23 protein-coding genes and 1 pseudogene are annotated in these 24,240 nt (G+C 47.7%); 5 read left to right on the forward strand and 19 right to left on the reverse strand.

The window, feature by feature from the left end:
• Window positions 1-2 precede the first annotated feature (2 nt).
• Window positions 3-1,556 (reverse strand): response regulator transcription factor, encoded by a 1,554-nt coding sequence (locus NQ534_RS08460; RefSeq protein ID WP_006860654.1) that lies wholly within the window; start codon window positions 1,554-1,556, stop codon window positions 3-5.
• 226 nt (window positions 1,557-1,782) lie between these two features.
• Window positions 1,783-3,090 (reverse strand): AAA family ATPase, encoded by a 1,308-nt coding sequence (locus NQ534_RS08465; protein ID WP_081455563.1) that lies wholly within the window; start codon window positions 3,088-3,090, stop codon window positions 1,783-1,785.
• Window positions 3,091-3,544: 454 nt separating this feature from the next.
• Here NQ534_RS08465 and NQ534_RS08470 point away from each other — a divergent pair, with 454 nt between their 5' ends.
• Entirely contained in the window at window positions 3,545-3,913 is a 369-nt protein-coding gene (locus tag NQ534_RS08470) for a hypothetical protein (RefSeq protein WP_040782013.1), read from the forward strand.
• Window positions 3,914-3,924: 11 nt separating this feature from the next.
• On the opposite strand, the gene NQ534_RS08475 is transcribed toward NQ534_RS08470, so the two are convergent.
• The 12 genes from NQ534_RS08475 to NQ534_RS08530 form a co-directional block, all read right to left on the reverse strand.
• Window positions 3,925-5,622 (reverse strand): sulfatase family protein, encoded by a 1,698-nt coding sequence (locus tag NQ534_RS08475; protein WP_006860651.1) that lies wholly within the window; start codon window positions 5,620-5,622, stop codon window positions 3,925-3,927.
• A gap of 4 nt (window positions 5,623-5,626) precedes the next feature.
• Window positions 5,627-7,126 carry a sulfatase gene (locus NQ534_RS08480; RefSeq protein ID WP_006860650.1) on the reverse strand — a complete coding sequence of 500 codons (1,500 nt, stop codon included), beginning with the start codon at window positions 7,124-7,126 and terminating at the stop codon, window positions 5,627-5,629.
• A gap of 59 nt (window positions 7,127-7,185) precedes the next feature.
• Entirely contained in the window at window positions 7,186-8,211 is a 1,026-nt protein-coding gene (locus NQ534_RS08485) for an ABC transporter permease subunit (protein WP_006860649.1), read from the reverse strand.
• Between the two features lie 23 nt (window positions 8,212-8,234).
• A complete protein-coding gene (locus NQ534_RS08490) occupies window positions 8,235-9,488 on the reverse strand; it encodes an S-layer protein (protein WP_242655308.1) in 1,254 nt (417 codons plus the stop codon).
• 94 nt (window positions 9,489-9,582) lie between these two features.
• Window positions 9,583-10,584 (reverse strand): ABC transporter permease, encoded by a 1,002-nt coding sequence (locus tag NQ534_RS08495; RefSeq protein ID WP_006860647.1) that lies wholly within the window; start codon window positions 10,582-10,584, stop codon window positions 9,583-9,585.
• A gap of 12 nt (window positions 10,585-10,596) precedes the next feature.
• Window positions 10,597-12,105, reverse strand: coding sequence for a sugar ABC transporter ATP-binding protein (locus tag NQ534_RS08500; protein WP_006860646.1), 1,509 nt, complete (start codon window positions 12,103-12,105; stop codon window positions 10,597-10,599).
• 207 nt (window positions 12,106-12,312) lie between these two features.
• Window positions 12,313-13,884, reverse strand: a complete 1,572-nt coding sequence (locus NQ534_RS08505; RefSeq protein ID WP_040782010.1) for a response regulator transcription factor — start codon at window positions 13,882-13,884, stop codon at window positions 12,313-12,315.
• Window positions 13,862-15,562: a sensor histidine kinase gene (locus NQ534_RS08510; RefSeq protein ID WP_050778272.1), complete on the reverse strand. Its 1,701-nt coding sequence runs from the start codon at window positions 15,560-15,562 to the stop codon at window positions 13,862-13,864. The genes NQ534_RS08505 and NQ534_RS08510 overlap by 23 nt, the downstream gene beginning before the upstream one ends.
• 199 nt (window positions 15,563-15,761) lie before the next feature.
• Entirely contained in the window at window positions 15,762-16,697 is a 936-nt protein-coding gene (locus tag NQ534_RS08515; RefSeq protein WP_006860641.1) for a glycosyltransferase family 2 protein, read from the reverse strand.
• Window positions 16,698-16,784: 87 nt separating this feature from the next.
• Entirely contained in the window at window positions 16,785-17,132 is a 348-nt protein-coding gene (locus NQ534_RS08520; RefSeq protein ID WP_006860640.1) for an EamA family transporter, read from the reverse strand.
• On the reverse strand, window positions 17,125-17,487 hold the full coding sequence (locus NQ534_RS08525; RefSeq protein WP_006860639.1) for a DMT family transporter: 363 nt from the start codon (window positions 17,485-17,487) through the stop codon (window positions 17,125-17,127). The genes NQ534_RS08520 and NQ534_RS08525 overlap by 8 nt, the downstream gene beginning before the upstream one ends.
• Window positions 17,480-18,673, reverse strand: coding sequence for an ATP-grasp domain-containing protein (locus NQ534_RS08530; protein WP_040782006.1), 1,194 nt, complete (start codon window positions 18,671-18,673; stop codon window positions 17,480-17,482). Before NQ534_RS08530 ends, NQ534_RS08525 begins: the two co-directional genes overlap by 8 nt.
• Window positions 18,674-18,946: 273 nt before the next feature.
• Between NQ534_RS08530 and NQ534_RS08535 the strand changes: the two genes are divergently transcribed.
• Window positions 18,947-19,639 (forward strand): WbqC family protein, encoded by a 693-nt coding sequence (locus NQ534_RS08535; protein ID WP_006860636.1) that lies wholly within the window; start codon window positions 18,947-18,949, stop codon window positions 19,637-19,639.
• A gap of 56 nt (window positions 19,640-19,695) precedes the next feature.
• Here the strand turns inward: NQ534_RS08535 and NQ534_RS08540 are convergent, their stop codons facing one another.
• The 4 genes from NQ534_RS08540 to NQ534_RS08555 form a co-directional block, all read right to left on the reverse strand.
• Window positions 19,696-20,430: an SIR2 family NAD-dependent protein deacylase gene (locus NQ534_RS08540; RefSeq protein WP_006860635.1), complete on the reverse strand. Its 735-nt coding sequence runs from the start codon at window positions 20,428-20,430 to the stop codon at window positions 19,696-19,698.
• Between the two features lie 92 nt (window positions 20,431-20,522).
• Window positions 20,523-20,747, reverse strand: coding sequence for a hypothetical protein (locus NQ534_RS08545; RefSeq protein WP_006860634.1), 225 nt, complete (start codon window positions 20,745-20,747; stop codon window positions 20,523-20,525).
• Between the two features lie 67 nt (window positions 20,748-20,814).
• On the reverse strand, window positions 20,815-21,450 hold the full coding sequence (locus tag NQ534_RS08550) for a hypothetical protein (protein WP_143115747.1): 636 nt from the start codon (window positions 21,448-21,450) through the stop codon (window positions 20,815-20,817).
• 8 nt (window positions 21,451-21,458) lie between these two features.
• Window positions 21,459-22,028: an HD domain-containing protein gene (locus NQ534_RS08555; RefSeq protein ID WP_040782116.1), complete on the reverse strand. Its 570-nt coding sequence runs from the start codon at window positions 22,026-22,028 to the stop codon at window positions 21,459-21,461.
• Between the two features lie 244 nt (window positions 22,029-22,272).
• Here NQ534_RS08555 and NQ534_RS08560 point away from each other — a divergent pair, with 244 nt between their 5' ends.
• The 3 genes and pseudogenes from NQ534_RS08560 (at window position 22,273) to NQ534_RS21875 (ending at window position 23,633) form a co-directional block, all read left to right on the forward strand.
• The gene (locus NQ534_RS08560) at window positions 22,273-22,824 is read left to right on the forward strand and encodes a chromate transporter (protein ID WP_040782004.1); all 552 of its coding nucleotides are present in this window, start codon (window positions 22,273-22,275) and stop codon (window positions 22,822-22,824) included.
• The gene (locus NQ534_RS08565) at window positions 22,821-23,387 is read left to right on the forward strand and encodes a chromate transporter (protein ID WP_006860630.1); all 567 of its coding nucleotides are present in this window, start codon (window positions 22,821-22,823) and stop codon (window positions 23,385-23,387) included. Before NQ534_RS08560 ends, NQ534_RS08565 begins: the two co-directional genes overlap by 4 nt.
• Window positions 23,388-23,440: 53 nt before the next feature.
• A pseudogene (locus NQ534_RS21875) lies at window positions 23,441-23,633 on the forward strand (hypothetical protein).
• Window positions 23,634-23,691: 58 nt separating this feature from the next.
• Here NQ534_RS21875 and yfcE read toward each other — a convergent pair.
• Window positions 23,692-24,237: a phosphodiesterase gene (yfcE, locus tag NQ534_RS08570; protein WP_006860629.1), complete on the reverse strand. Its 546-nt coding sequence runs from the start codon at window positions 24,235-24,237 to the stop codon at window positions 23,692-23,694.
• Window positions 24,238-24,240: the final 3 nt, after the last annotated feature.

Here is a 24,240-nt window from a genome sequence, read left to right on the forward strand (position 1 = left end):
CTCTAATCCTGCGCGCTTAATTTGCGGTATTCTTCCGGCGTATATCCATAAAACTTTTTAAAGGCCCGTATAAAGTAATTTGCATCCCGGTATCCGGTCTTACTTGCAATTTCTTTAATTTTCCAGTCAGTAGAAATGAGAAATTCCTTTGCTTTTTGCATACGCAGCTCCGTCATATAACCGGAAAAGCTTTTTCCAAAGTAATTCTTAAAAACCGTACTGAAATAAGATGCATTAAAGTAATATTTTTCTGCAATCATTTCCATTGTAATTTCGTCCATATAATGCTTTTCCAGATATTCCCGGCAATGCTCCAGTACATCAACACCCCTGATCTCCTTCTGAAAATTAATGTTTTTTCCGATTTCCAAAAGAAAACCGTACACAAAACGCAGCAGCCGTTCCAGTGTCTGCGACTGATAAATCCGCATCAGAGATTCGTCTGTTTTTTGTTTCATTTCCTCACTCATCATCGAATCCAACGCTTTTACAATCTGAAAAAGCAGCAGCATCACCGCCCGGCACAACTTTCCAGGCTCCGGCAGCTTATCCTCCATATTCTTTACAACAGCAGATTTCAGCATCTGAAAAGCTGATATAATATCGTTTTGTTTTATCTTTTCCAGCATTGGATTCAACAAATCCGCTATTTCTTCAATTTCTCCATCCAGACGCCCTCCCAGCAAATCAAAATCACAGTAATCTCCCAGACTATAAAAACGATACTTCCAGACCGTCAGCGCTTCTTCGTATGCCTTCTGCATTTGTTTATACATGTTTTCCTGCACGCTGCTGACATAAAATGCAAAGCCGCATCCTGGAAGCGTCTTCTGTAAAGCCCGCCTCATCGTTTCAAACCAGAAATGATTTTCCTTCTGCGCGCTTAATACCAGAATTGCATATAGATTTTTTTCTCCCGCAGAGAACGAATAGGATGACGCTGATTTTATATAACTCTTTACCGCCATCCGGAATTCCTGCGCATCAAACCCGCCCTCTCCGGCACTGATTTCACATAGCATCAGATAGCCCGGCTGCTCTATCGGAAAAATCTCCCGTATTTTCTCCCTCTTCTCAAACTCTGCATTCCGCACAAACTGCTGCATCAGATATTCCATATAAACGCTTTCTGTCTCCCGCAACTGGCTTTTCATAGTTTCCTGATTCTGATTTCTATTTCTTCGTTCCGTAATCTCTCCCTTCACCTTATCAAGACATTTTTTCACTTCGCCGATATCTACCGGCTTCAGCAGATAATCGGAAACGCCATATTTAATCGCATCCTTCGCATACTGAAATTCCCCATATCCAGAAAGAATAATGACCGCTGTATCCGGAAATTCCCCGCGAATCCGCCATACCAGCTCCATTCCATCCATTCCCGGCATACGGATATCCGTAATTACAATCTCGCACTCCAGCAGACTCATAATTTCCAGTGCCTGTTCTGCACTGTCCGCTTCCAGAAGCATGTCCTCCGGATACATAGTATACAAAAGCCGGATAAGCCCGCTCCGGTGTTTTTTCTCATCGTCCACAATTAATATTCTGAACATCACTTTTGCCTCCTGCTGCTATTTTTCCTTATCCATACTTTCCCCTTATATATCAAATATAACCGAAATAAAACCGCGCGGAAACAGGATTATTTTTTTATTTCTGGATTATAACCAGTATTTCTGTTATACAAAAAATGCCGCGGAAAACCTTGCTATAAAAAAACTGACAGCCTTTCCATAGCTGCCAGCATAGCTTTTTTTCATAATCTATTGCGTAGTACTTCTATTTTACAGGTATTTTCTTTTGTCTTTCGATTATAGGCAATACCAACGCCAAATATCCTGCCCGTTTCATAATCTCTGCCACCTCATCCGCATTACCGGCTAATGTAGCCTTCATCATTTTTTCCGACTCGGCTGCCAGTTGATGCATATAACCAAGAGATGGCTCCTTCAGCAACATCTCGCAAAACTTATCCATCAGCTCCTTATTCGGAATGCTGACATATCCATTGTCGCAGCTCAGAAAACCATATACAACCATTGCAGAAAAAATTTCATCTTTCGTAACCAGTTTCATCGCAGATGCCGCATATTCCCGCACATTTGCCGCCACAGGAATTCCAGACACCATCCGTGCCAGGTCATCACGCACGGCAGCCACGTTATGGTTGACATAATAGTATATCTCATCGTATGGACCGGAGCTTGTCCAATAATTTCCAAGGTTATTATTTGTCAGCGATAATACTACCGAGCGTGGATTATACACTCTTATTCCCGATTTTGTCTGATATCCATCGTACCATTCCCGTATTCCTTCCCGGCTTACCGCCGGAACCGGCTGGTTTTCCAGATACCGCCTGTATAATTCATCTACTTCTGAATCTGTAAATCCAAAATACTCGCTGTACATTGCTTCTGAAGCTGCCGTATACTCAGCAAACATATTCAGCTCAGAACCACTTGAATATTTTGAAATCGGCAGAATTCCAGTCATATATGCCAAAGCCACATAGACTTTATCCTTCAAGAGATTGCTGAGAAAACTGATAAACGCTTTCTTATCTGCATCCGTTATAAAATCTCTGTGAAAAATAAAGTCCCATTCATCAAAAACAAAAATAAAACGTTGGGCTTCATATGCGTCATACACCATCGTCAAAGCATCCCACACAGCGTCGTCCTCACTGATTTCCACTTCCGGGTAGGCTTTTATAATATCCTGCAAAATACGCGATTCTATACGGGCAATATACTGTTCATAGCAGCTGCATCTTCTTGGCAGCTCATTAAACGATATAAAAATCACATCATATTTCCCGCAAAACTTCTTAAAAGAATCCATCTTTGAAATTTTCAAACCGGAAAACAGACTTTTTTCACCATTTACAGAATAGTAAGACGCAATCATATTCGCCATAACAGATTTCCCGAATCTGCGCGGTCTTGTGATGCTGATATAGTTTGTATTTGTTTCTATTCTATCCGACAATTCGTCGAGCATCATAGTTTTATCTACAAAATAAGGGCTGTCAATTTCTTTTCTATAGAAATCAACCGGTCTTTTTGAGTTTAAATAAAATCCCATATCAAAGTACTCTCCTTTCCCCATTGTATTCTCAGCCTATCACAACACCATCGGACAGTCAACCTTCACATAATAAACTGAAATTGGACATTGACAAATATCTTTCCATCTCATATGATAACTTTAGGTTTATCGAGCATCCATGCTGGTATCTGTTTACAGATGCTATGCTGCTTATATTCCAACATCTAAGTCTCCGTGATGGTGTCTGCCTGCAGATGCTTGAATCACGGGGGCTTTTTAGGTCCGTATCGCAGAAAATCGTATATTCTTATCATTCTATGGAGATTACTACGATTCGGACTATCCAGAGAACTCAAAATATTATTATTCTCCTCTGTCCATGCCTGCCAGGCTTCTCAGCCTATCACAACACCACCGGACAGTCAACCACCACGAAACTGTCCTGGATTGTCTCGCCGCCCGCGGGTATGATACGGTTCTCTGCGGTCGCATGCACTTTGAAGGCAGCGACCAGCGTCATGGCTTTACGAAACGGATTGCAGGCGATATCACAAACCCGGAATGCGGAGGTATTCAGAGAGTGGTTTCCGAGATGGGAGATTATTATATGACAACGGGAGAAATGGGTGCCCCGATGGTTATCGGCGGCGGAATGGCTCCCCCGCTTGGATATGACTACTATGTCGTTCAGAACGCTCTTGCGTATCTCCGTGAAAGCCATGAACGCCTGCAGTGTATGGTAGTCGGAACCTATGCACCGCATTTCTCTTACTACAATTATAAAAAAGCTCCCGCAGCTGCGCTCCGCTCCCGTATTGCTGAAGAATATACCCGTCAGTTTTTAAGCAGAAAGAGCTAAACCCAATGTCTCTATTCTTTCTGCGCCATGCCGGCAGCCAACCCTTCACAGTACCTGCGGATTTCAAAGAGGTTTCCCTGGCGGTTCCGTATCATATCCTCCACTTCCGCCCAGTGCTCCGGCGGGCAGATATGCTTCACTGCCTGCCGTATCATTTCCGCGGAATGACGATCGTCCTTTTCAAAGGGCACTACATCGCAGGTTTTCTGATACCAGTCCAGCAGCTTTTCTTTCAAAACAGAAATCTCTGTCTGATACTCCGGTTCGTGAATCCTGTTTTTTCGCTCCTGCGCATCCTTTGTAAAACATTCATTCGCATTCCGCTCTGCTGTATGCTCATGAGTACAGGTTGTTTCGCAGCCGGCATTCAAATCATAAAATTCATCTTCCTCATATATCCTGCGGACATATTTATATTCCTTTGTGCGAATCATCGTCGCCTTTCCATGCGCAACCGGATCGGTCTGAAGCTTCTGGCGCGGATAATATTCTCCCATGATATCAGGTTCCTTTGCATCATCATGGTACTCATCACAGTGAATCTCCTCCGCATTTCTGCCGCCCTCGCAGCAGACGAATTCCCGCACCGGCATTTTGCGGTCACGCAGATTTTCCGACAAATCTTTTCCAAAATGCGTGTGGTCCGGCTTTACGCCTGCCATCGCCATTGCCGTTGCGTAAAAATCTACCAGCTCCACCAGTTCATCACTGATACCTGCATCCACCCTAAAATCCTTCGGCGGCTTTATCAGAAACGGCACCCGTGTCAGGCAGTCCTCCATCATGTTCTGTGCTTTTTCCACGATTCCATAATCGCCCGTGTAATCGCCGTGGTCGCTCAGGAAGAAGATTGCCGTATCATCATAAATTCCCGCCTCCTTCAATCCGCGGCACAGCCGCTCAAACTGCGCATCCACCTTTGCGCACATGCCGTAATACACGGCGCGCAGCTCCCGCCAGTCTTCTTCCGTAAAATCCTGCAGCTGCTGGTTTTCCCGGATTTTTCTATGAAAAAGCGGCTTTCCATCTTCCGGTACCGCCTCCGGAATCCGCGGTTTCACCTTTCTCCGGTCGATTAAAGAATAATACGGCTCCTCTACGCGGTACGGAGGATGCGGAAAAATCAGTCCCAGAAAAATACACATTGGTTTTTCATTCACTGGATTTTTCAGTCTGGCAACCGCCGCATCCACCGCCTCATCATCCGGTGAATAATTTAATCCCCGTTCATCCGTTTTCAGTTCTCCCTTATAATGCGAATAAAAATACTTGCTCCCCGGCTTTCCGCGAAGGTCCGGATTTACCGGTCCCGGCGCGGGCAGTACATCCCCGCCGTAAAAAATTTCTGATGCATGCATGGCAAACAGCTCCTCATCCTGCCCTGCCAGTAAATCATTTCTGGTATTCATCCATACATAATACCCGGCATTTTTCAGTTCACTCAGCAGCGAGCTTTCATGACGGTGCAGCATGTAACGCATTGTCCGGTGTCCATGAACATGCGGATATAAGCCGGTAAAGAAACTGCAGCGGCTGGGCGTACACACCGGATTCTGACAGAAAGCGTAGCGGTAGCTCACCGCATCCTGTGCAGCAAACCTGTCCAGAAACGGTGTAACCGCACCCGGATTTTCACCCATATGTCCAAGGGCGTCCGTGCGCATCTGGTCCGGATTAAAAATTACAATATGAGGTCTTTTCTTTCCCATGCCATCATCCCTCCAGTCCAAAGCGCCGATACAGATACTCCGGCGCTTCGTTCTCCTTCATAAGATTCACCAGCGCCTGCACAAAACGTGCTTCCACTGCTGCGTCCCGGATGGGATGCAGCTGCTTCAAATCCTTTGATAAATCAAACAGGATATCCTCCGTCAGCTTACCCGGATTTCGCGCCGGCATAACCGGAATTTCCATAACCGGACAGCCCTCTGTAAAAGAGAAGCCCTCATGCCGCCTCATTTCCTGCAGCTCCTCAATACTGAACATCCCGACCATATGCGTCGGCATCAACGTATACTCATACACCTTTTCTTCCGGGTTTCTGACAGCGCGCATGTATACGTATCTGCCGTCCGTTATACTGACCGGTCCCCCGTGAACCCCATATATGCCATATTCCCGGACAGCTTCATCACGCCTTATCACCAATTCAAGCGGTTTTCCGGTCATATCTTCCGGAACCGGAATTCCAAAAAAGTCCAGAATCGTCGGTGCAAGGTCTGTCGTCTGTACAAGCGCCTCTCTGTGCTCACCCGCTACGCCGCAACGAGGGTCCCAGATAAACAGCGGCGTATGCGCCACCTCATTATACTCCAGCGTATTGTTTTTCGCCCACCATCCATGTTCGCCGAGCAGAAATCCGTGGTCGGTATTTACAATCAGCATAGTATCCTTCCACATATCGTATTTGTCCATTGCATCCAGCACACGTCCAAGGCTTCTGTCACAGAACTGTGCCAGTGCATAATATTTTTTGCGCATATTCCGGATGACTTCTTCCGTTTCATGCGCTTCGGCATATGGCGGCCAGTCCGGCTCATACGTGCAGTCCGGGTCAAACCACGCCGCCAGATAATTTTCCGGGGCATAGAACGGCTCATGCGGGTCAAACGCCTCAATCTGCAGATACCAGTTATCGCAGTCCACATTTTCCTCAATAAAACGGATTCCGTTATCAAACGTCCGTGTCTGCGAAAACTCCTTTTCCGTCTGCATTCGGCTGCGGCTGGACAGGTTCTGCCAGCCGTTTTTCCTGCGGATATTCTGTAGATGCTCCGGCTGTGACTGCGGGCTGAGCATCGTCGGTGCAAAATAATCCGGCTTTTTATGCGCGTCTCCCACCCAGGCATCCGATTCCTGTCCGCGATATATTTCCCAGCTCGAATAACGCGGATGATAGGTCGCTCCACCGTCCTCCGCATAATGATAGTGGTCTGTCGTCAGATGCGTATAGATCCCCGCCTTTTTCAGAATTTCCGGCATCGAATCATCAAACGGCTCCAGCGGTCCCCAGCTCCTGTGCAGGAAATTCGCTCTTCCCGTATGAAGCTCCCGCCGCGCAGGCATACACGGCAGACTGCACACATAACTGTTATCAAACATAACGCTATGCTTCGACAGACGTTCAAAATTCGGCATCGGGATACCCTCCCCGCCAAAACAGGAAAATAAATCCCGCCGAAGCGAATCATACATTACCATAATTGCACGCATTTTCTGTGTCTCCTTTCCCGTTTAAAAAACGGCAGCGATATGCTCACTGCCGCCTGTTTTTAATTCTGCATATATAATTTCGTCTGCTGCGCCAGCCTTATCCGCTCTTTTTTCTTCTTCAGGTAATCCAGCTTGTCCACATTCATTTTGTAAATCATAAACAGCAGGAACAGCGAATATACAATAATGTTCTGCACACTTCCTTCCATAGAAAGCTTCGAAAGTCCCAGAATCAGCAGACGCACACTGATTGATCCAGATAAAACGCCCAGAATCGGATTTCCGATATATCCGCCGATATAAATTCCCAGAAACAGCGGAAACATATTGCTGAATACGCTGCTGTTGCTGCTCATGCCGAGAACCGGTGTCAGCGAGCCTTTGTATGCTGTGTCAAAAACACCCGCGCACGCTACCAGCGCTCCCGCCAGCACATAGCAGACTACGCAGTTCACAAAAATATTAATTCCCGCATCCGCCGCCAGCTTCTGATTTCCCTGGATAGCCCTTCTTCTGTAGCCAAACGGACTGTATTGAAACAAATACGTCATTACCGCCAGAACCAGAACCGCTACAATCAGAATAAAGGTAACATCCGACAAAATTGCCACGCCCTGTTTTCCGTAAAGCATCAGCCCCTGCTGATTATATGCCCCGAAAGAAAAGCATTCAAAAATCAATGTCATGCCAAGTCCGAGCACCATCGGCAGAATACGCAGATTTACGAACAGCAGACCCACCAGAAGTCCGCACAGCGCTCCGCCAGCCATGCTGAAAATCAATACGCCGATTCCGCCAAGATTTAACTGCAGCGCCAGATTCCCGCCAAATATACACCCCATAAACATCTGGGCTCCCGCAGATAAATCCATGCGTCCCGACAGCAGATTACAATTTAGCGCAAGTGCGAAGCAGTAGCAGGTAAGACCGGTCCGAAGCAGTGTTTTCAAATCTGTGATACTGCTGACAGTCGTTGTCCCGGCAATCGTCATATCTACAATATTCATAACGATAAATACCGCCAGCGGAAGACTGATCAGCTTTATGATATTTTTTACCTGATACTGCAAGGTTCCATGCTTCATGTCCGTCTCCTTTCCCCGCCCTGTTATGCGCCGAGACGCTCCAGAGTCGCTTCATAAGTAATTCCATTGTAAACCTCCTGGATTGCTTCCGCCGTTAAATCCGGATTCATGATTCCCAGGCACTGATTCACCATCTCCTCATCCATTATCCATTTGTCGCCGCCCTGGACATCCCATTCCGCACAGGAGTTAATCTTTTCCAGCGTATCCAGAGACCACATACGGAAGCTCAGTTCTCTCTTACGTCCTTCGCTTTCGTCGTTAAGCTGCGGATAGCCGGTCAGCGCATTATAGACTGCTACAAAGCCCATGCTGCTCACAAGTGAAGTCGATTTCAGCGTCGCCATATCCAGCGAAGAATTTCCGAATTTATCTTCTGTATTAAATGCATTTGTCAGAGATTCCGACATGGACGCAATCGAAGCAACTTTAATGTCCATATCAAAATTTCTTTCTACCTCGTCCACAACTACCGCCGTCTTGGTATATGCCTGTCCCGTATGGATAAGCACACCATAGTTTCCGGTCTGCAGAGCTGCACTGACACCCTCCAGCCATCCCTCCATGCCAGTCGGGCTGCCCGGATAAATATAAATTTTGATGCCCTTATCATTTGCCACCTCCAGCGGCGCGGAAGTCGTTGCAATATTCTCAATGGTATCCTCAAATTCCAGTCCATATCTTTCCTGGAGCGCAGTCAGTGCCGCCATCGCCGTTTCCTTGTGCTGGATATTTCCAGAAAATGCCAGGGAAGATGTAATCATAAAGCCCTCGCTTCCATCTTCTGAGGATATCCCGGTAAGCCACTCTTTAAACAGTGAACCAACATGGGGATTATCTGCGCCAAAGCAGCCCTGGAAGGTCTCGTAGCCGCCCGAAAAAGCACCCTCCACCTCCGGAATATAGGCGGTATTAATCACATACTGCATCCCGTATTCCTCACACACCTGCGCCATCTGGTTAGCATCCTCCGAGCGGTAGGAAATAATTGCATCACAACCCGCATCCGCGCAGCTTTCAATAAAAGTCAGCTCGTCATCCGTGTCCTTGCACTGTTCGGAAAATACAAATTCCACATTATAGCGCGGAGCCAGATAATTTTCGTAATAATCGCGGCGGATTACAACCTCATCTATCGCCTGCGGCTCGCACACGCCGATTTTAAAGGTCTCAAAATCAGCCGGTGTCTGTTCCTCTGCATAAACCGCCGGTGCCAGCGATGCCACCATTGCTGCACTAAGAGTTACTGCTGTTAATTTTTTCATCATTCTGCTCATATTTTCTCTCCTTATCTTTTTCCATGTCCGCCATTCCCGCGGACAGGTATTTTTCTGCTATATCTTATGCCCATCTGATTAATACAGGAACGCTCTATACCTGCTGTCTGGAAGGCAGTGTTGCCGGCCGCTCGGAATTTAAGAATACAAGGGCCAGGAAAATTACGCCTCTCACACCTTGGATTGCCGTGGACGATACATCCGCCATCAAAAGTCCTTTATTCAGCGCTGAAACTGTCAGCGCTCCCAGGAGCCCCGCGTAGGCGTTGGAACGGGCGCCTCCGAAAATAGACATTCCGCCAAGCACAGTTGCGAGCATGACATCCATTCCCATACCGCTTCCCACCTCGGTGCTGACGGAACCGGTACGGATAATCGTAAAAACTGCCGCCACCCCGACGCCGATTCCCGCCATCAAAAAACTAATGTAAGTCGTCGCTTTCGCACTGATTCCGGTCTGCTGCGCACAGTTCGCGTTTCCTCCCACAAACCTGAGCTTTCGTCCCACCGGCGTAAAGTGATAAACAATAATGCACAGCACAAAGTAGCCAATAAATGCCGCATAGCGGAAACCTGCGTTTTCCAGCATTTTGCAGACCGCGTAATCCACTTTAATGGAATTCGGACCAAGAATCTCGCTGACAATCGCACTGTAAAGCTGAATCATCACAATCGCTACCGTAATCGTTTTAATCCGGAATACCACACTCAGCGTACAATTAAAAAGCAGCAGGAGCGTTCCGGCTGTAATACATACCGCAACCATACATACAATACTTTCCGTCGTATTATATGCCAGTGCTCCCAGCGTTGCCGCAAGAGCCATAGCGTTGCCCACTGAAATATCCAGATTGCCGGTTGTATAGATAAATGAAACCGCCGTAGCCATTGTCCCGATAATCAGTGCCTGATTAAAAATGCCTTTCAGAACATTCCCGCCAAAAAAATCTCCGCCAGTAACCGCTCCGAACATCAGTACAATCAGCACCAGCACCGCCACCGAAAAAATCAGAGAAAAGGACGGTTTATTTTTTATAATTGCAACACGCTCTTTTGCGGATAGCCTCGGTATCTCTTTCTTGATTGCCGCCTCCATTTTCTTCACCTCCTATATCATACACTCTATCAGTTCATTCTGGTGATATCCGTCTTTCCGCAAAAACTCACCGTTAACCTTTCCGTCCTTTAATACCAGCAGACGGTCCGACATACCAATCAGCTCCGGCATTTCCTCGCTAATCATAATGATGGATTTTCCCTTCTTTTTCATTTCATAGATGAGCTGGTACATTGCCGCTTTGACGCCGATATCCACACCCCGTGTCGGACAGTCCAGAATCAGAATATCTGCATCATCCGCAATCCACTTGCCGAAGACCACCTTCTGCTTATTGCCGCCCGACAATGCCTTTACCGGCTGCAGCATATTCACACACTTAATCGCCAGAGAATCCACCTGAAGCTGCGCGTATTTCTTCTCCTTTTTAAAAGAAAGGAACAGACCGAAGCTGCGGTTTTTATCAAGACCGGTGCTCTGGATATTCGCCGCTACAGATGCTTCCAGCTCCAGCGATTCCGTATCTCTGTTTTTCGAGACATAGCCCATTTTGTTTCTGAATGCAGTCTTCGCATTTTTAATAACAGTTCCGCTCCCCGGCAGAAGCACCCGGCCGTCAACCACCTCTTCCAGCCCATACAGTGCCTTTCCCAGCTCGTGCATCCCGCATTCCGAAAGCCCGCCGATTCCGAGGATCTCCCCTTTATGCAGCTCCAGGCTGAAGCATAAAAGTGCGTTCATTGTCGTGATACATTCCGCCTTCAGTACCGTTTCACCACTGTATCCATCGTTATCCACACGATAGTAATTTCCTTTGATTTCGCGTCCCACCATCTTGCGCTTGATATCGCCTGCCTCAAAATCCTCCCTCTCAATGTTGTCGATAATGACGCCGTCGCGCAGCACCGTCAGGGTATCGCAGTGCTCCATCAGCTCCTCCAGGTCGTGACTGATAAAAATAACCGCCCTGTTTTCCGCCGCCGCATGATGCATCAGCCGGTACAGCAGCTCGCGCCCGCTTTGTGAAAGCGCTGTTGTCGTTTCATCGACCACAAAAACATCCGGGTCGCTGTACATGGTTCTGGCAATTTCAATCAGCTTCCGTTCCTGCATATCGTACATCCGTGCCGGAAGCGCCGGATTAATGTGCGTCACGCCGATTTTTTCCAGTGCTTTTTTCGCTTCCGCATTCATTTTGGCACGATTCATGACAGGTCCCTTTTTAAACTGTCCGTAATTTCCCAGAAAAATGTTTTCCGCAACAGAGATACTGTCAATAGTTCCCGCTTCCTGCACAATCATGCCGATTCCGCTGCGGGAAGCCTCCAAATTAGACGCAGGCTTCCACGGTTGTCCTTTATAAAACATTTCTCCGCTTGTCGCCTGCTGGATACCGGCAATGATAGAGGAAACCGTTGACTTTCCGGATCCATTTTCCCCAATCAATCCTCTGACTTCGCCTCTGCGGATAGCCATATCCACATGATTCAGCGCCACCGTAACGCCGAAGTTTTTGCACATGTCCTTCACTTCCACAAGGATTTCTCCCTTTTCCCGCATACGCGCTCTTTCCCCCTTTCTTTCCAAAAATGTATATCTTCATTTGATATCCCCATTATAAAAAAAGAGGTGTAAGATTTCTGCACAAATACAGCCGGCATTTTTTCAAAAAACGACTTCTTCAGGTAAAGGTATGACCGGCATTTTTCAAAAAACGCCGGTCATTTTTCGTTTTCAGACTTTCTGCTGGTCGTCTCTGCCGCTTTCTTATCCGCGTTCCTCCTGCGGTGTACGCCCCATTACCTTTTTATATGCCGTGGAAAAATGGCTGAAATTACTGTATCCAACCTTCGCCGCCACAAAGCTGACCGGCATATTCGTTGTCCGCAAAAGAGACTGTGCTGATTTCATCTTCTGTTCTGTAATATATTCCTTCAGCGTCTGTCCCGTCTCCTTTTTAAACAGCCTTGTCAGATAATCGGGATTCAGGTGTACCTGCTCTGCAATCTCATTTCTGGAAATTGCCGAATCCAGATTTGCATCTACATAGGTCATCACATTTTTTATCATTGCTTTTACATCGTTTTCCTCCGGCTCCACCTGCCACTTTATCGTCACAAAGCATATCAGTTTTTTCATATCGTCAATCGACTTCATACCGTTCCGGTAAATCTCCATCTCCTCCATTGTCTGAAAAACATCGCTGATATCACGGTTCTGGCTCTTCAGAACGGTATACAAAAGCTGCATATAATCCTGATAAAAATATAAAAGCGTCTGCTTATCCAATGTTCCCCTGCGCGCCATACTGTCCAGCAGATTTACCGCCTGTTCCTCCACAGTTCTGGGATGCCCGTCTGCGAAAAGTCCTTCCCACTGTCTGGTATGTATCAGCCGGAAAACATGCTCCCGTTTTGGCTTATCTCCGGAGACAAAAAATACCCCCGGCTGCAGAGAAACATTGTCCTCTCGCCTCTCATCCAGTTTTTTCCATTTTTCCGCCATCTCATACAGTCTGCCCGGATTACTGAAATAGCAGGCTATCTGACATTTGAAAAACTGGCGGCAGACCGTGCCCAGAAACATGAGCTGTCTTGTAAGGCTGTCCTCTGTAATTGCTTCTTTATAATACGACTGCAGAAGCAGCAGAAAAACTCCCTCCGAAATCCCCGCCAGTACCGCCTTCTGATTATTGGGCGCAAATATTTCCTGCAAAATGTTGTCCAGCGTCTGTTCCAGAAGATGCGCATCCCATACTTCTTTTCTTCCGTCCCACTTTACAATCTGAAGCATTACCACATAACCGTTTAGTGAAAAATCCGGCAGCACATGCAGTTCTGTGAGATTCTCAATATCACGATAGTTACTGTTTCCCTCTAAATAATGACGTATGGCATTAGCGGCAATGCTGGCTCTCTGTTTACGGAACACCTGTCCCTGGCGCATAATCGTCTCATTGCCTTTCTTTTTCATTACCTCCGCAACCGCTTTTCTTACTACCTCTTCTATCGCCGGATAAAGCGCAGGCTGCACAATATAATCAAAGGCGCCCAGACGAATTCCTTCTCTGGCATAAGAAAACTCCGCATGGCTCGTCAGAAATATGCATAAAAGGTCTATCTCATTTTCTTTCACCCATCTGAAAAGCTGCAGTCCGTTTTCTACCGGCATTTCAATGTCACACAGCATAATATCAATTTCGGTCGTTTTGAGGATTTCCCGCGCCTCCAGTGCATTGTACGCGGTCAGAACCTCATCGACAGACAGATTATCCCATGCAATTCCTTTTTTCAGCCCTTCGCTGACCGATGGCTGGTCATCCACTATCAACAGCCGCATTCTTCTCTCCCCTTTCCACCTGGAACATCACATTTATTCTGGCGCCATGACAATTTGAGAACTGAACGGCAAATTCTTCCCCGTAAATCAGCCGGAATCTGCGGATAACATTGCGCAGTCCCACACCCTTTATCATTGCGGACGCATCCAGATTTTTATTCAGCTCCTGCAGAAGCTCTTCTGAAAAACCGGGACCATTGTCGCTGACAGTAATATCTGCCAGATATGTTTCGTCTATTTCCAGTAGTTTGGCAATAATTTCTATTTTCAGTTTCCCATCGCACGCCATAGCATATTTCATACTGTTCTCCACAAGCGTGAGAATACTGACAGGGGGTACATTTATATTTTTCATGCGTTCATCCATAGAAATATGAATTTCCGCTTTTCCCTTTTCGATACTCTGATGAAGCGCTATGTAGTTTTCGCACATGGAAAGCTCTTTTGCCAGAGCGATTTCATCACTCTTTAAATCGAAGATATACCGCAGATGGACACCAAGGTAAACCACCGCTTTTTGTATCTGCCCCGTTTTCTGCTGCTGTGCCAGCCCCACAATGCTCTTCAGACAATTGAGAAAAAAGTGCGGCTGAATCTGCATCCGCAGGGCGTGCATCTGCGCCCGCTCTTTTTCTATCTGTTCCTCATAGCTTTTAATCTTCAGGCTGGCAATTTGCGCAACCATGCTGTTAAAGCTTTCCTGCACCTTCTGAAACTCCAGGCCCCGCTGTTCCTCCAGCCGCACCTGCAGATTTCCCTCCTGCACCTGGTGCATCGCCCCGATTAATCTGTCAAGCGGCTCAAAAAGAATCGCCTGCCAGTATTTCAGCATTATCCATATCGCCAACAGACCGATTCCTATATAAATATAAGGACTAAGATACAAAAACCGCAGTATTCCATTCTCAAAGAACGGTGATACCAGTGCCATTTTAAAATGCAAAAGCTGTTGCTGGACAATCATATATTTTCTGTTTTCCGAAAAATAATACCCGTTTTCTTTTTCATAATCCAGCTTTATATCAGCGCCGTCTGTAAATTCCTCGTTTGCCAGAATCTGGTTCTTTTGAAAAAATACAATCTCTCCTGCATAAGCATAGCTCAGTTTTGCATTTTTTGCCGCCTGCGTCAAATCATAAATTCCTATTACAGCAGATTCCTCCTGCCTCATAACCCGGCAGAGGAACGTTCTGCTGCCAATTTCTTTTAAAAACCAGCCCAGCGGAAACTCTGCACTCTCCATCATTTCATCCGCCCAGTTCTGGATTTCCTCCTTGATTCTTCCATACCCCACAATGGAATTATACACACTGTCACTTTCGCGCTTTGCTGTGTCATACAACATATAGGCAGCCACATCCGGGTTATTCGAAAGCTCTTCCGCAAAGCTCTCCAGAATCCTTTTCTTTGTTTCCTGTGAGTGCACCTTTTCTGTCATAAAAATTTCCGTTCCGGTAATCTCGTCCCGCAGCGTATTATAATATACCAGCAGACTTGCTCTGTTTGACTTTGCGATCTGTTCTTCTATCTGCCGGATTGCCATACTGGTAACCGTCCCAAGAATAAACAGCAAAATCAGTATTCCCGCTGATATGGAAATCAATATTTTATGTTTTAGAAGAATCCCGGATTCCGGCTGTTTTCTGCTCTTCTGCTGTCCGCGCTTCTGATGTGGCATGTTTGTCTTTCCTCCTTCGTTTTATCATACCATATTTTTTCCGAATGACTTCTTCCTTTTTCCGGAAAGTCGTTTTTTGAAAAACATTATCCGTTTTTTGAAAATCGTCATCCCCTGCGAAGCACTTCGGGGTTTGCCGGAAATCCAGAAAAATTGGCATCAAAAAACAGCCCGGAATTTTCCGGGCTGCCCGCTATCATCATTTTTCTTCTTTTTCTACATTAATGGTATCCCGCACCACATACTGCGGGGTCTGGTTGACGTTCAGAATCAGCTTGCCGATGTATTCGCCGATGATGCCAAGCATAAGGAAGGCGAAGCCGAACAGAATCATCATGACGCACATGGTCGAGGACCAGCCGACCGTGATAGTGGGGTCGAGGATTTTACGAACAAAGACAATGATCGCCCCGATAAAGCCCGCCAGGGAAAAGAGTGTCCCGGTGATAGTGGCGATGCGCAGCGGGATGACCGTGTAATTCATGAACGACATGAACAGACGGAAGGCTTTGCGGAAATTGTAGTTGGACTGCCCTTCCTCCCGCGCAAAATGCTCTATCTCGATGTTGGCGATGTTGGCAGTCGTGCGGTAAAAGAGAATCTGAAGATACAGATTATAGCCGTCGTATTTAATCAGCTCGTCGCGCACATATTTGCGGCAGCACCAGTAATTGCTTGCCTCCAGCCCCTTTGGACGTTCCACCATATGCCACATAATAAATGAGGCAATCCTGCTGGTGAGATTCTTCATGAAACCAAACTTGCGCTTCTTAAAAATGCCAAACACCAGATCGTATCCCTCATTCATTTTTTCAATAAACGCTGGAATCTGCGACGGATGCGTCTGCATGTCGTCGTCCATGCCCATAACATAATCGCCCTCTGCGGCGTGCAGTCCCGCCATGATGGCGTTGTGCTGCCCAAAATTTTTTGCGAGGGCAATCCCCTTCACGTTCGGATATTTTTTCGCAAGCTCCCAGATTTCCTGGCAGGTCTCATCCCGCGAAAAATCATTTACCAGAACAAACTCACATTCCAGCCCTTCTATTTTTTCTATTACCTCCATGCTGGTCTCCACAACCTTTCCGATGGTGTGTGCAGAATTATAGCACGGAATCACAATCGACAGGAGCATCTTCCTTCCTCCTCATTCCTGATTTTCCTTCCGGAGCAAATCTGCCTGTCTGGCAGGTGTCGCGGTAAATCCCACTTTCCGGAACTTTTACAGCAAAAATACAATAATCCCGGCAAAAATCACCAGAAGCCCCAGAATTTTTCTTCTGGAAATTTTTTCCTTCAATATAAAATGTCCCATCACGAATACAAAAAAGTATCCGCTGGACTCAATCACGGTCTGCCACGACAGCGGCATTTTTTTCAGCGCCAGCATCGTCAGAATCGTAGACAGAAACAGAAGCGCGTAACCGGTAATCACGTAACCGTTCAGATATTCCTTTATTTTTGACGGGTAGGTCTTATTTGCCGATATTTTCAGCAGAATCTGCGACACAGACGCCACGAATACCGAGCAGACCATAATCCCCACATGCATCCATACACTGCTATCCATCCGCCGTCACCACCAGATATATTCCAATAAAAATAATCAGGGAACCCAGAATCATGTTCCAGGTAATCTCCTCCTGAAAGAAAAGCGCGCCCCATATCATCCCCCATGCCAGACCGACCGGCTTGTTTGCATAAGCCACCGACAGGGGCAGATAGCGCAGAATCTGCTGCCATATGATTGCGTAAAAAAACATAATCAGCAGCATTCCAAAATAAAACAGAAACCACTCCCTGGAAAAAAACTCCGCATACGCCGCTTTTTTGGAAAACAGCCCGCTGATGGAGCTGAACATCAGACTGATATGCAAAATCACATAAATCCACGGTGATGTTTTTTTCTTTGTATCCTTATGCATCGCCCACCTGCACCTGTATCCTTTCCAGCACCCCGTCAAGGAGCCGGCGGCATGCCTGCGGGGAATTTCCTTTTACAATTACCTGCCCGATGCGGTCCCTGCCGTTTTCCATCCGCCGGACGGTATCTCCCACGGAAATGTTAAACGAAAGCTCCGCCAGATTGCCGCCCGTCTCCGTGCCCGGAACGATTTTTTGTACAACGCCGTCCGCCGGCGCTTCCAGAAGCCGCACCTCGCAGGGAACGCGCGCACTTTTTTCCCGTCCGAAAAGCAGCGCGACCGGCTCGCCGGTACACAGCCGGACAATCGCTTCGTAATAATCGATTCCAAAATGAATGCCCACCTGCTCCGCAATGCAGGTAGCACCCGCACGCGCCGTCGCCTCAATCACATAAACTTCCCCATCTTTTAACATCATGTCAAAATCCAGCGGACAGTTATCCGCGCCAAGCGCCTCTGCCGCACACTCAATCTGCGTCCGTATTTTGTCTTCAAACGCCGCGCCCTCTGTCCACGGGACATAGTGTCCGATGGGGAACGGCGGATTCGCCTGATGAAGGACGTTTCCAAGCGGCAGAAAATACGCCAGCTTCCCGTGCTCCAGCATCGCCTCCACGCCAAACATGGTGCCGGTTAAAAATTCTTCCAGAATACAGTAATCCTTCGCCGTCGCCGCCATCGTCTGCGGGTAACGCGCGAACACCTCTTCCCTGGTATCGCAGCGGAAAATGCCGCGGCTTCCCATCTGGTCCACCGCTTTGATAATCACCGGGAAGCGAAGCTGTCCGCAGGCAGACGCCAGCTCGTCCTCATTATGTATCTGAAAAAACGCCGCCGTCTGTACCCCGGCTTTCACAAACGCCTGCTTCATTTTATACTTGTCGGTGCACAACTGCACCGTCTCCCAGGACGGTCCCGGCAGTCCGAGCTTCGTCGCCGTATAGCCCAGGCTGCGCAGCCCGACATCCATGCAGCAGGTCGCAATCCCGTCTATCTGCAGCGACTGTGCCGCCTGCAGCACCTCTTCCGGCTTTGTAATATCGCAAAAGCAGCTCTCATCCGCAGCCGCAAATCCCGGATAATCTCCGGGAATGCTCGCCGCTATCGTATGGCATCCCAGACGCTGCGCCGCATGAATCAGCGGAACCAGCGAGTAGGACGCTCCCAGAATCATCACTTTTTTCATCGTGTTTTCCCACCTTAATAAAATGAGCGGATTTCGAATGTCTTTCATCGATTTTGAAAGTGCTGAACACATAAAAATCAATGGAAGCTCATCTGTCTCCCGGCTCATTATACCATCGCTGTTTTGAAATCTCAATCTCTTTCTATTGTGCGATGCGGGGATTCTATGTTATACTGATAACCGTTCAGACAGGCTGCCCTGCAAAAGACTTTTTGTCTCAAAAATGTACAGAAAATCCAGGGACGGCATGGCCATCAGAAGGAGGTTATTTTCTTGAAAAAGGTTGCTATTTTACAGTCGAATTATATTCCGTGGAAGGGATATTTCGATATGATTCGCATGGTAGATGAATTTATTTTATACGATGATATGCAGTACACGCGCCGCGACTGGCGCAACCGCAACAAAATCAAAACGCCGGACGGACTGCACTGGCTCACGATTCCGGTGGACAGCAAGGGAAATTTTTATCAGAAAATCAATGAGACGAAGGTTTCCGGGCACGAATGGGTAGATAAGCACTGGCACGCAATCACCTTAAACTATGCGCACGCGCCCTATTTTAAGGAATATGGTCCGCAGATTCACGAAATCTACGAAAAATGCCGCGAAGAGGAATATTTAAGCCGCATCAATTACCTATTTCTCACGGAAATCTGCCGGATGCTCGGCATTCACACAAGAATAAGCTGGTCTTCGGACTATCAGCTTGTTGACGGAAAAACCGAGCGTCTGGTCGGTCTTGTAAAAGACAGCGGCGGCACCGAGTACCTCTCTGGACCGGCAGCCCAGGATTACATCGTCGAGCAGTGCTTTACGGATGCCGGAATCAAACTGACCTGGATGGATTACAGCGATTATCCGGAGTATCCGCAGCTTTTCGGAGAGTTTGAGCACAACGTCTCCATTCTTGATTTGCTATTTAATACGGGCGACCAGGCGCTCCAGTATATGAAGCCGCTCTAATCGCCCGCCTGCCGCGCCCATCCCGACGTCCCAGGCAGAGGCTATGTAAGACGCAGTTACAGAAGCTGCGGCACCAGTTCATTCAGTTTTCCGTGAATCACGTAATCTGCCTTTACGTCCCCGTGATTCTCCCGGTTTGTCAGCAGGATGACCTTGTCTCCTTTGTAGTAGGAGAGATTGTGCTCGCAGAATTCCGGGTCGAGACGTGCGCCCAGCACCAGCAGCACGTCCGCCCTGGATATCTCGTTCGCCATTCTGGTCATCTGGCTGTTGTCCACCATTTCCCCGAAAAGGCGGATACCTGGACGGATGGGAAGCATACAGTCCTCGCAGAGCGGTACCTTCTTCGCATCCTTCAGATATTGCTTTGAGTAGGTCCTTCCGCAGCGCGGGCAGTGGTTGTTGCCGATATTTCCGTGCAGCTCCAGCACATTTTTACAGCCCGCTTCCCGGTTCAGTCCGTAGATTTCTCTCGTAATAACCGCCTTTAAAATTCCCTTTCGTTCCAGCTTTGCCAGCGCCTTATATGCCGGTCCCGGTTTCAGATCCTGCGAGAGGATTTCCTTTTTATAGAAATTGTAAAAAGGCTCCGTGCGGGTATTGTAAAACGCGCTGCTAAACATTTCTTCCGGAGAGTAGCCATATTCCGCCTCAATGTTATACGCCCGTTCCTGGTCCCGGAGGCTCTGGTGTCCGCCGCACTCCCGCTGCATACCGCTCCCCGCAATGGCAACCAGATACCTGCTGTCCTGTACCATTCTCCTCACCATACTCATATTTGCTTCTGCCATTCAAATCCCCCCTTTGCCGCTATCATGGGGTCTGATCGTCCGCCCACGACAGTAATGATATATATTAAATTTATCATTATGCGCATGTTTCGTCAATCATTTTGCAGGAATTTCCACTTAATTTTGTAATTACTTTTTTCTATTTCAAAAAGACTGACATAATCTTCTTCTGTTAGACAATTTTCCTGTTTTTCCGGCACGACCGCTCTGATACAGTCGCCAAACAACATCTGCGGAAAAAACACCGAGCAGGAAATCGTCACCGCCAGCACAGCCAGCGCACGACGCCATTTGTTTTTCAGATTCTTTATCGGCATAGCATCCTCCTGTCAATCAAGGTATTCCAAGTATTAACAGTTTGCAGGAAATTATGCATGGATAAAATCAGATGCTTTTGCAGTCCTCCCGAAAATAATATAAAATCATGCCCCCGTTATCATCATGCATAGTGTCCCACAGTCCATCAAAGGGGAGCCATGTACTGTTCCCGTAGGTGATCGTTTTTACGAAAAGTCTGCCCTCCTTCCAGCAATAGCCCGCAATCAGGAACCAGTGCCACTGATAATCACGCCATTCTCTGGAAACCGGGTTCAGCAGCAGAAACGGCACGATGTACTTCCGGTCAATCTGACCTGTCAGCACAGCCTGCGCGTCCACAAGGGGCTGTCCCGCCGGAAACAATTTCATTCCCAGCCGTTCGTTTTTCATATCTTTCAGATACGCATTCATCCCATCCTCATAGAGAGAAAGCTTCGACACTCCGCTGTATCTTGGCCGGAGGTACGGCTTCATAATCCCCGCGAAACGCCGGTACAGCGCCTTTGTCAGATGATGCACGTCAAAGGGACACAGCCTCTTTTCTCCACAAAAAAGCGTAAAATAAATACAGCTGTCCACCGCAGCCAGCGCCGCACAGCCTCCCAGCCTCATCCAGGGGTCCGTCATCCACTCCTGCGAGCCGCCGATGGCATTCCCAATATGAAAATAAGAAAGTTCCACACAAGTATTAATATGTCCCACCTCCGGTCTTATACTTCTTCCTCAATCTTCTTCCGCGTCCACGCGTCAATGGTCTGCCTGAATGCGCGCAGATATTCCGAAAACTGCACATTTTCCTGACCATAGGTAAGCTGCAGTTCGTATTCCAGCGGAATCCAGGTAGAAATATCCGATTCGTTGTGGGAAATCAGCGCCTCCAGCTTATCCAGCGCCTTATAGGTTTTCGCTTCCTTTGTCTCCAGACGTTCCATTTCCGCCAGAAGCGCCTGCCATTCCTTACGCTGCGGCTCCGGGAAACCATTCACCCACTCCAGGAACAGCGCATCCTCGTTGCGGGTGTCATCGTCGGTTTTATCAAACGTCGGAATGTCTCCGGTGAAGGATTCCCCAAGGTCGTGAATCAGACACATGCGGATGACCTTATTCATATCCACCTCCCGGAATTCCTCCTCCCCGGACAGCAGCATCGCCATCAACGCGATCCGCCAGCTATGGTCGGCAACGCTCTCCGCCCGGTCTTTTTCTGTGTAGCAGTGCCGCGGCGTCACCTTCAGCTTCGCCGCCTGCTGCAGAATCTCCAAAAATTTCTGTGATGTCATAAATAGTTCATCCTTTCCTTCCGAAGCAATCGTCCGTGCTTTACGGACACCTGCATTTTCCATCAGATATATTGTAATCATTATACCATCATTCCCCGAAAAAGGAAGTGCACCCTGCAAAAAAGCCCGTGAAAAAGACTTCAAAAGAGACTTCCCGTCCCTGCCTTTTTATGGTATCATGTTACTGTCTATTTTGTGTGCAACGCCAGGTGCGCTGCACTATATTATTGAGGAGGAACAGAAAATGAAAGAACTGGCAAATTTATTCATGGTTTTTTTCCGGATTGGTGCTTTCACTTTCGGGGGAGGCTATGCCATGCTGCCCATGCTTCAGCGCGAAGTAGTGGAAAAATACCACTGGGCAACCGAGGATGAGCTGATGGATTATTTTGCAATCGGGCAGTGCACGCCCGGTATCATTGCCATTAACACAGCAACCTTTGTCGGCTACAAAAACAGGGGAGTGATTGGCGCGATTGCAGCCACGCTCGGCATGATTACACCGTCCATCATCATTATCACTCTGATTGCCGCGTTTTTGACAAATTTCGCCGACCTCGCGGTCGTAAAGCACGCCTTCAATGGCATCCGCGCCTGCGTCTGCGTTCTGATTTTTAATGCCGTTACCAAGCTGGCAAAAAAATCCGTTGTGGACAACATCTGTCTCGGCATCTGCATCGCAGTTTTGCTTTTGTCACTGTTTACGCCATTATCTCCGGCGCTTATCGTTGTGCTTGCAGGCGCGGCAGGCGTCCTTTTTAAACGTACAGGAATTGCAGGAGGTGCAAAGAAATGACAGGATTGGTTCGTTTGGCATTTGAATTTTTTAAGACCGGACTTTTCGCAATCGGCGGCGGTCTGGCAACGCTCCCCTTCCTCTATGAAATGGGAGCTACTACCGGCTGGTTCACCGCGCAGGATGTGGCGGACATGGTCGCAATTTCCGAGTCCACACCGGGTCCGATGGGTGTCAATATGGCAACCTATGTCGGCTATACCTCCTTCGGACTGCCGGGCGCCATTATCGGGCCGCTGTTTCTGGCGCTGCCGTCCGTGATTATCATTATTCTGATTTCAAAAATATTAATAAAATTCAAAGAATCAAAGCTTGTGCAGGATATTTTTTATGGGCTGCGTCCGGCATCCACCGGTCTGATTATCGCCGCCGGTCTCGGCGTTGCAAAAATCGCCCTGCTCTATCTTGACAAGTTTGAAGCCACGAAAAACATCGCGGATTTGTTTAATTACAAAGCCATCATTCTGGCGGTGGTAATCTATTTCGTTCTGAAGAAAAAAGATTTTCATCCCATTCTCGTGGTGATTGCCTCGGCAGTCATCGGCATTATTTTCCAGTTCTAAAAAACATTTCGGGCGGAAACCAAAAGGTCTCCGCCCGTTTTTTTTGCTCTGCTGTGTGCACACGGCAGAGAATATATATATATGATGCCTACGGATTGTTGCGTGCTTCGCATCTCCGTTTCACTCCGGTCGTTGCCAAACGAGTGCCACTGGCACTCGGCAACCCACAATCCTACCCGCTATTCGCATATCGTGGGATATACATCCCACTTTTATGCTCATATCGGGGCGGATCCCAAGGTCTGAGCCCACTATAGAGCAAGCTCATGTGGGCTCAGACCTTGGGACCCTGGCATCATATACATTATAAAGCCAGCGTGTGATAGATTTTTCCATCCAGACTTTTCCAGAGAAATGTTGCGTCCTCCAGCACCATATAGCTGTGGCAGCTTCCCTCCTTGGGGATGGAGACGGAGCCGGGATTGAGGTAAATATTTCCTTCCCCAAACTCCTCCCAATCCGGTATATGCGTATGTCCGTGAAGCAGGATGTCGCCCGGCTGCAGCGGCGGAAGCGCGTCCAGATGATAGCGGTGTCCGTGTGTGGCGTACACCATCCGGTTTCCGGCAGGGAGCAGACAATAATCCGCCATAATCGGAAATTCCAGAACCATCTGGTCCACCTCCGTATCACAGTTTCCCCGCACACAGTAAATTTTCTGTTTCACATCGTTCAGCATGGAAATCACTTTTTTCGGCGCATACTCCTCAGGCAGGTCGTTGCGCGGTCCGTGGTACAGAATATCTCCCAGAAGGAGCAGTCTGTCCGCCTGCTCCCGCTTTAAAGCCTCCAGCATTTCCCGGCAGTAAAGCGCCGACCCGTGAATGTCCGAAGCAATCATGATTTTCATGTT

Source organism: Marvinbryantia formatexigens DSM 14469 (genome assembly GCF_025148285.1).
GTDB classification, from domain to species: domain Bacteria; phylum Bacillota; class Clostridia; order Lachnospirales; family Lachnospiraceae; genus Marvinbryantia; species Marvinbryantia formatexigens.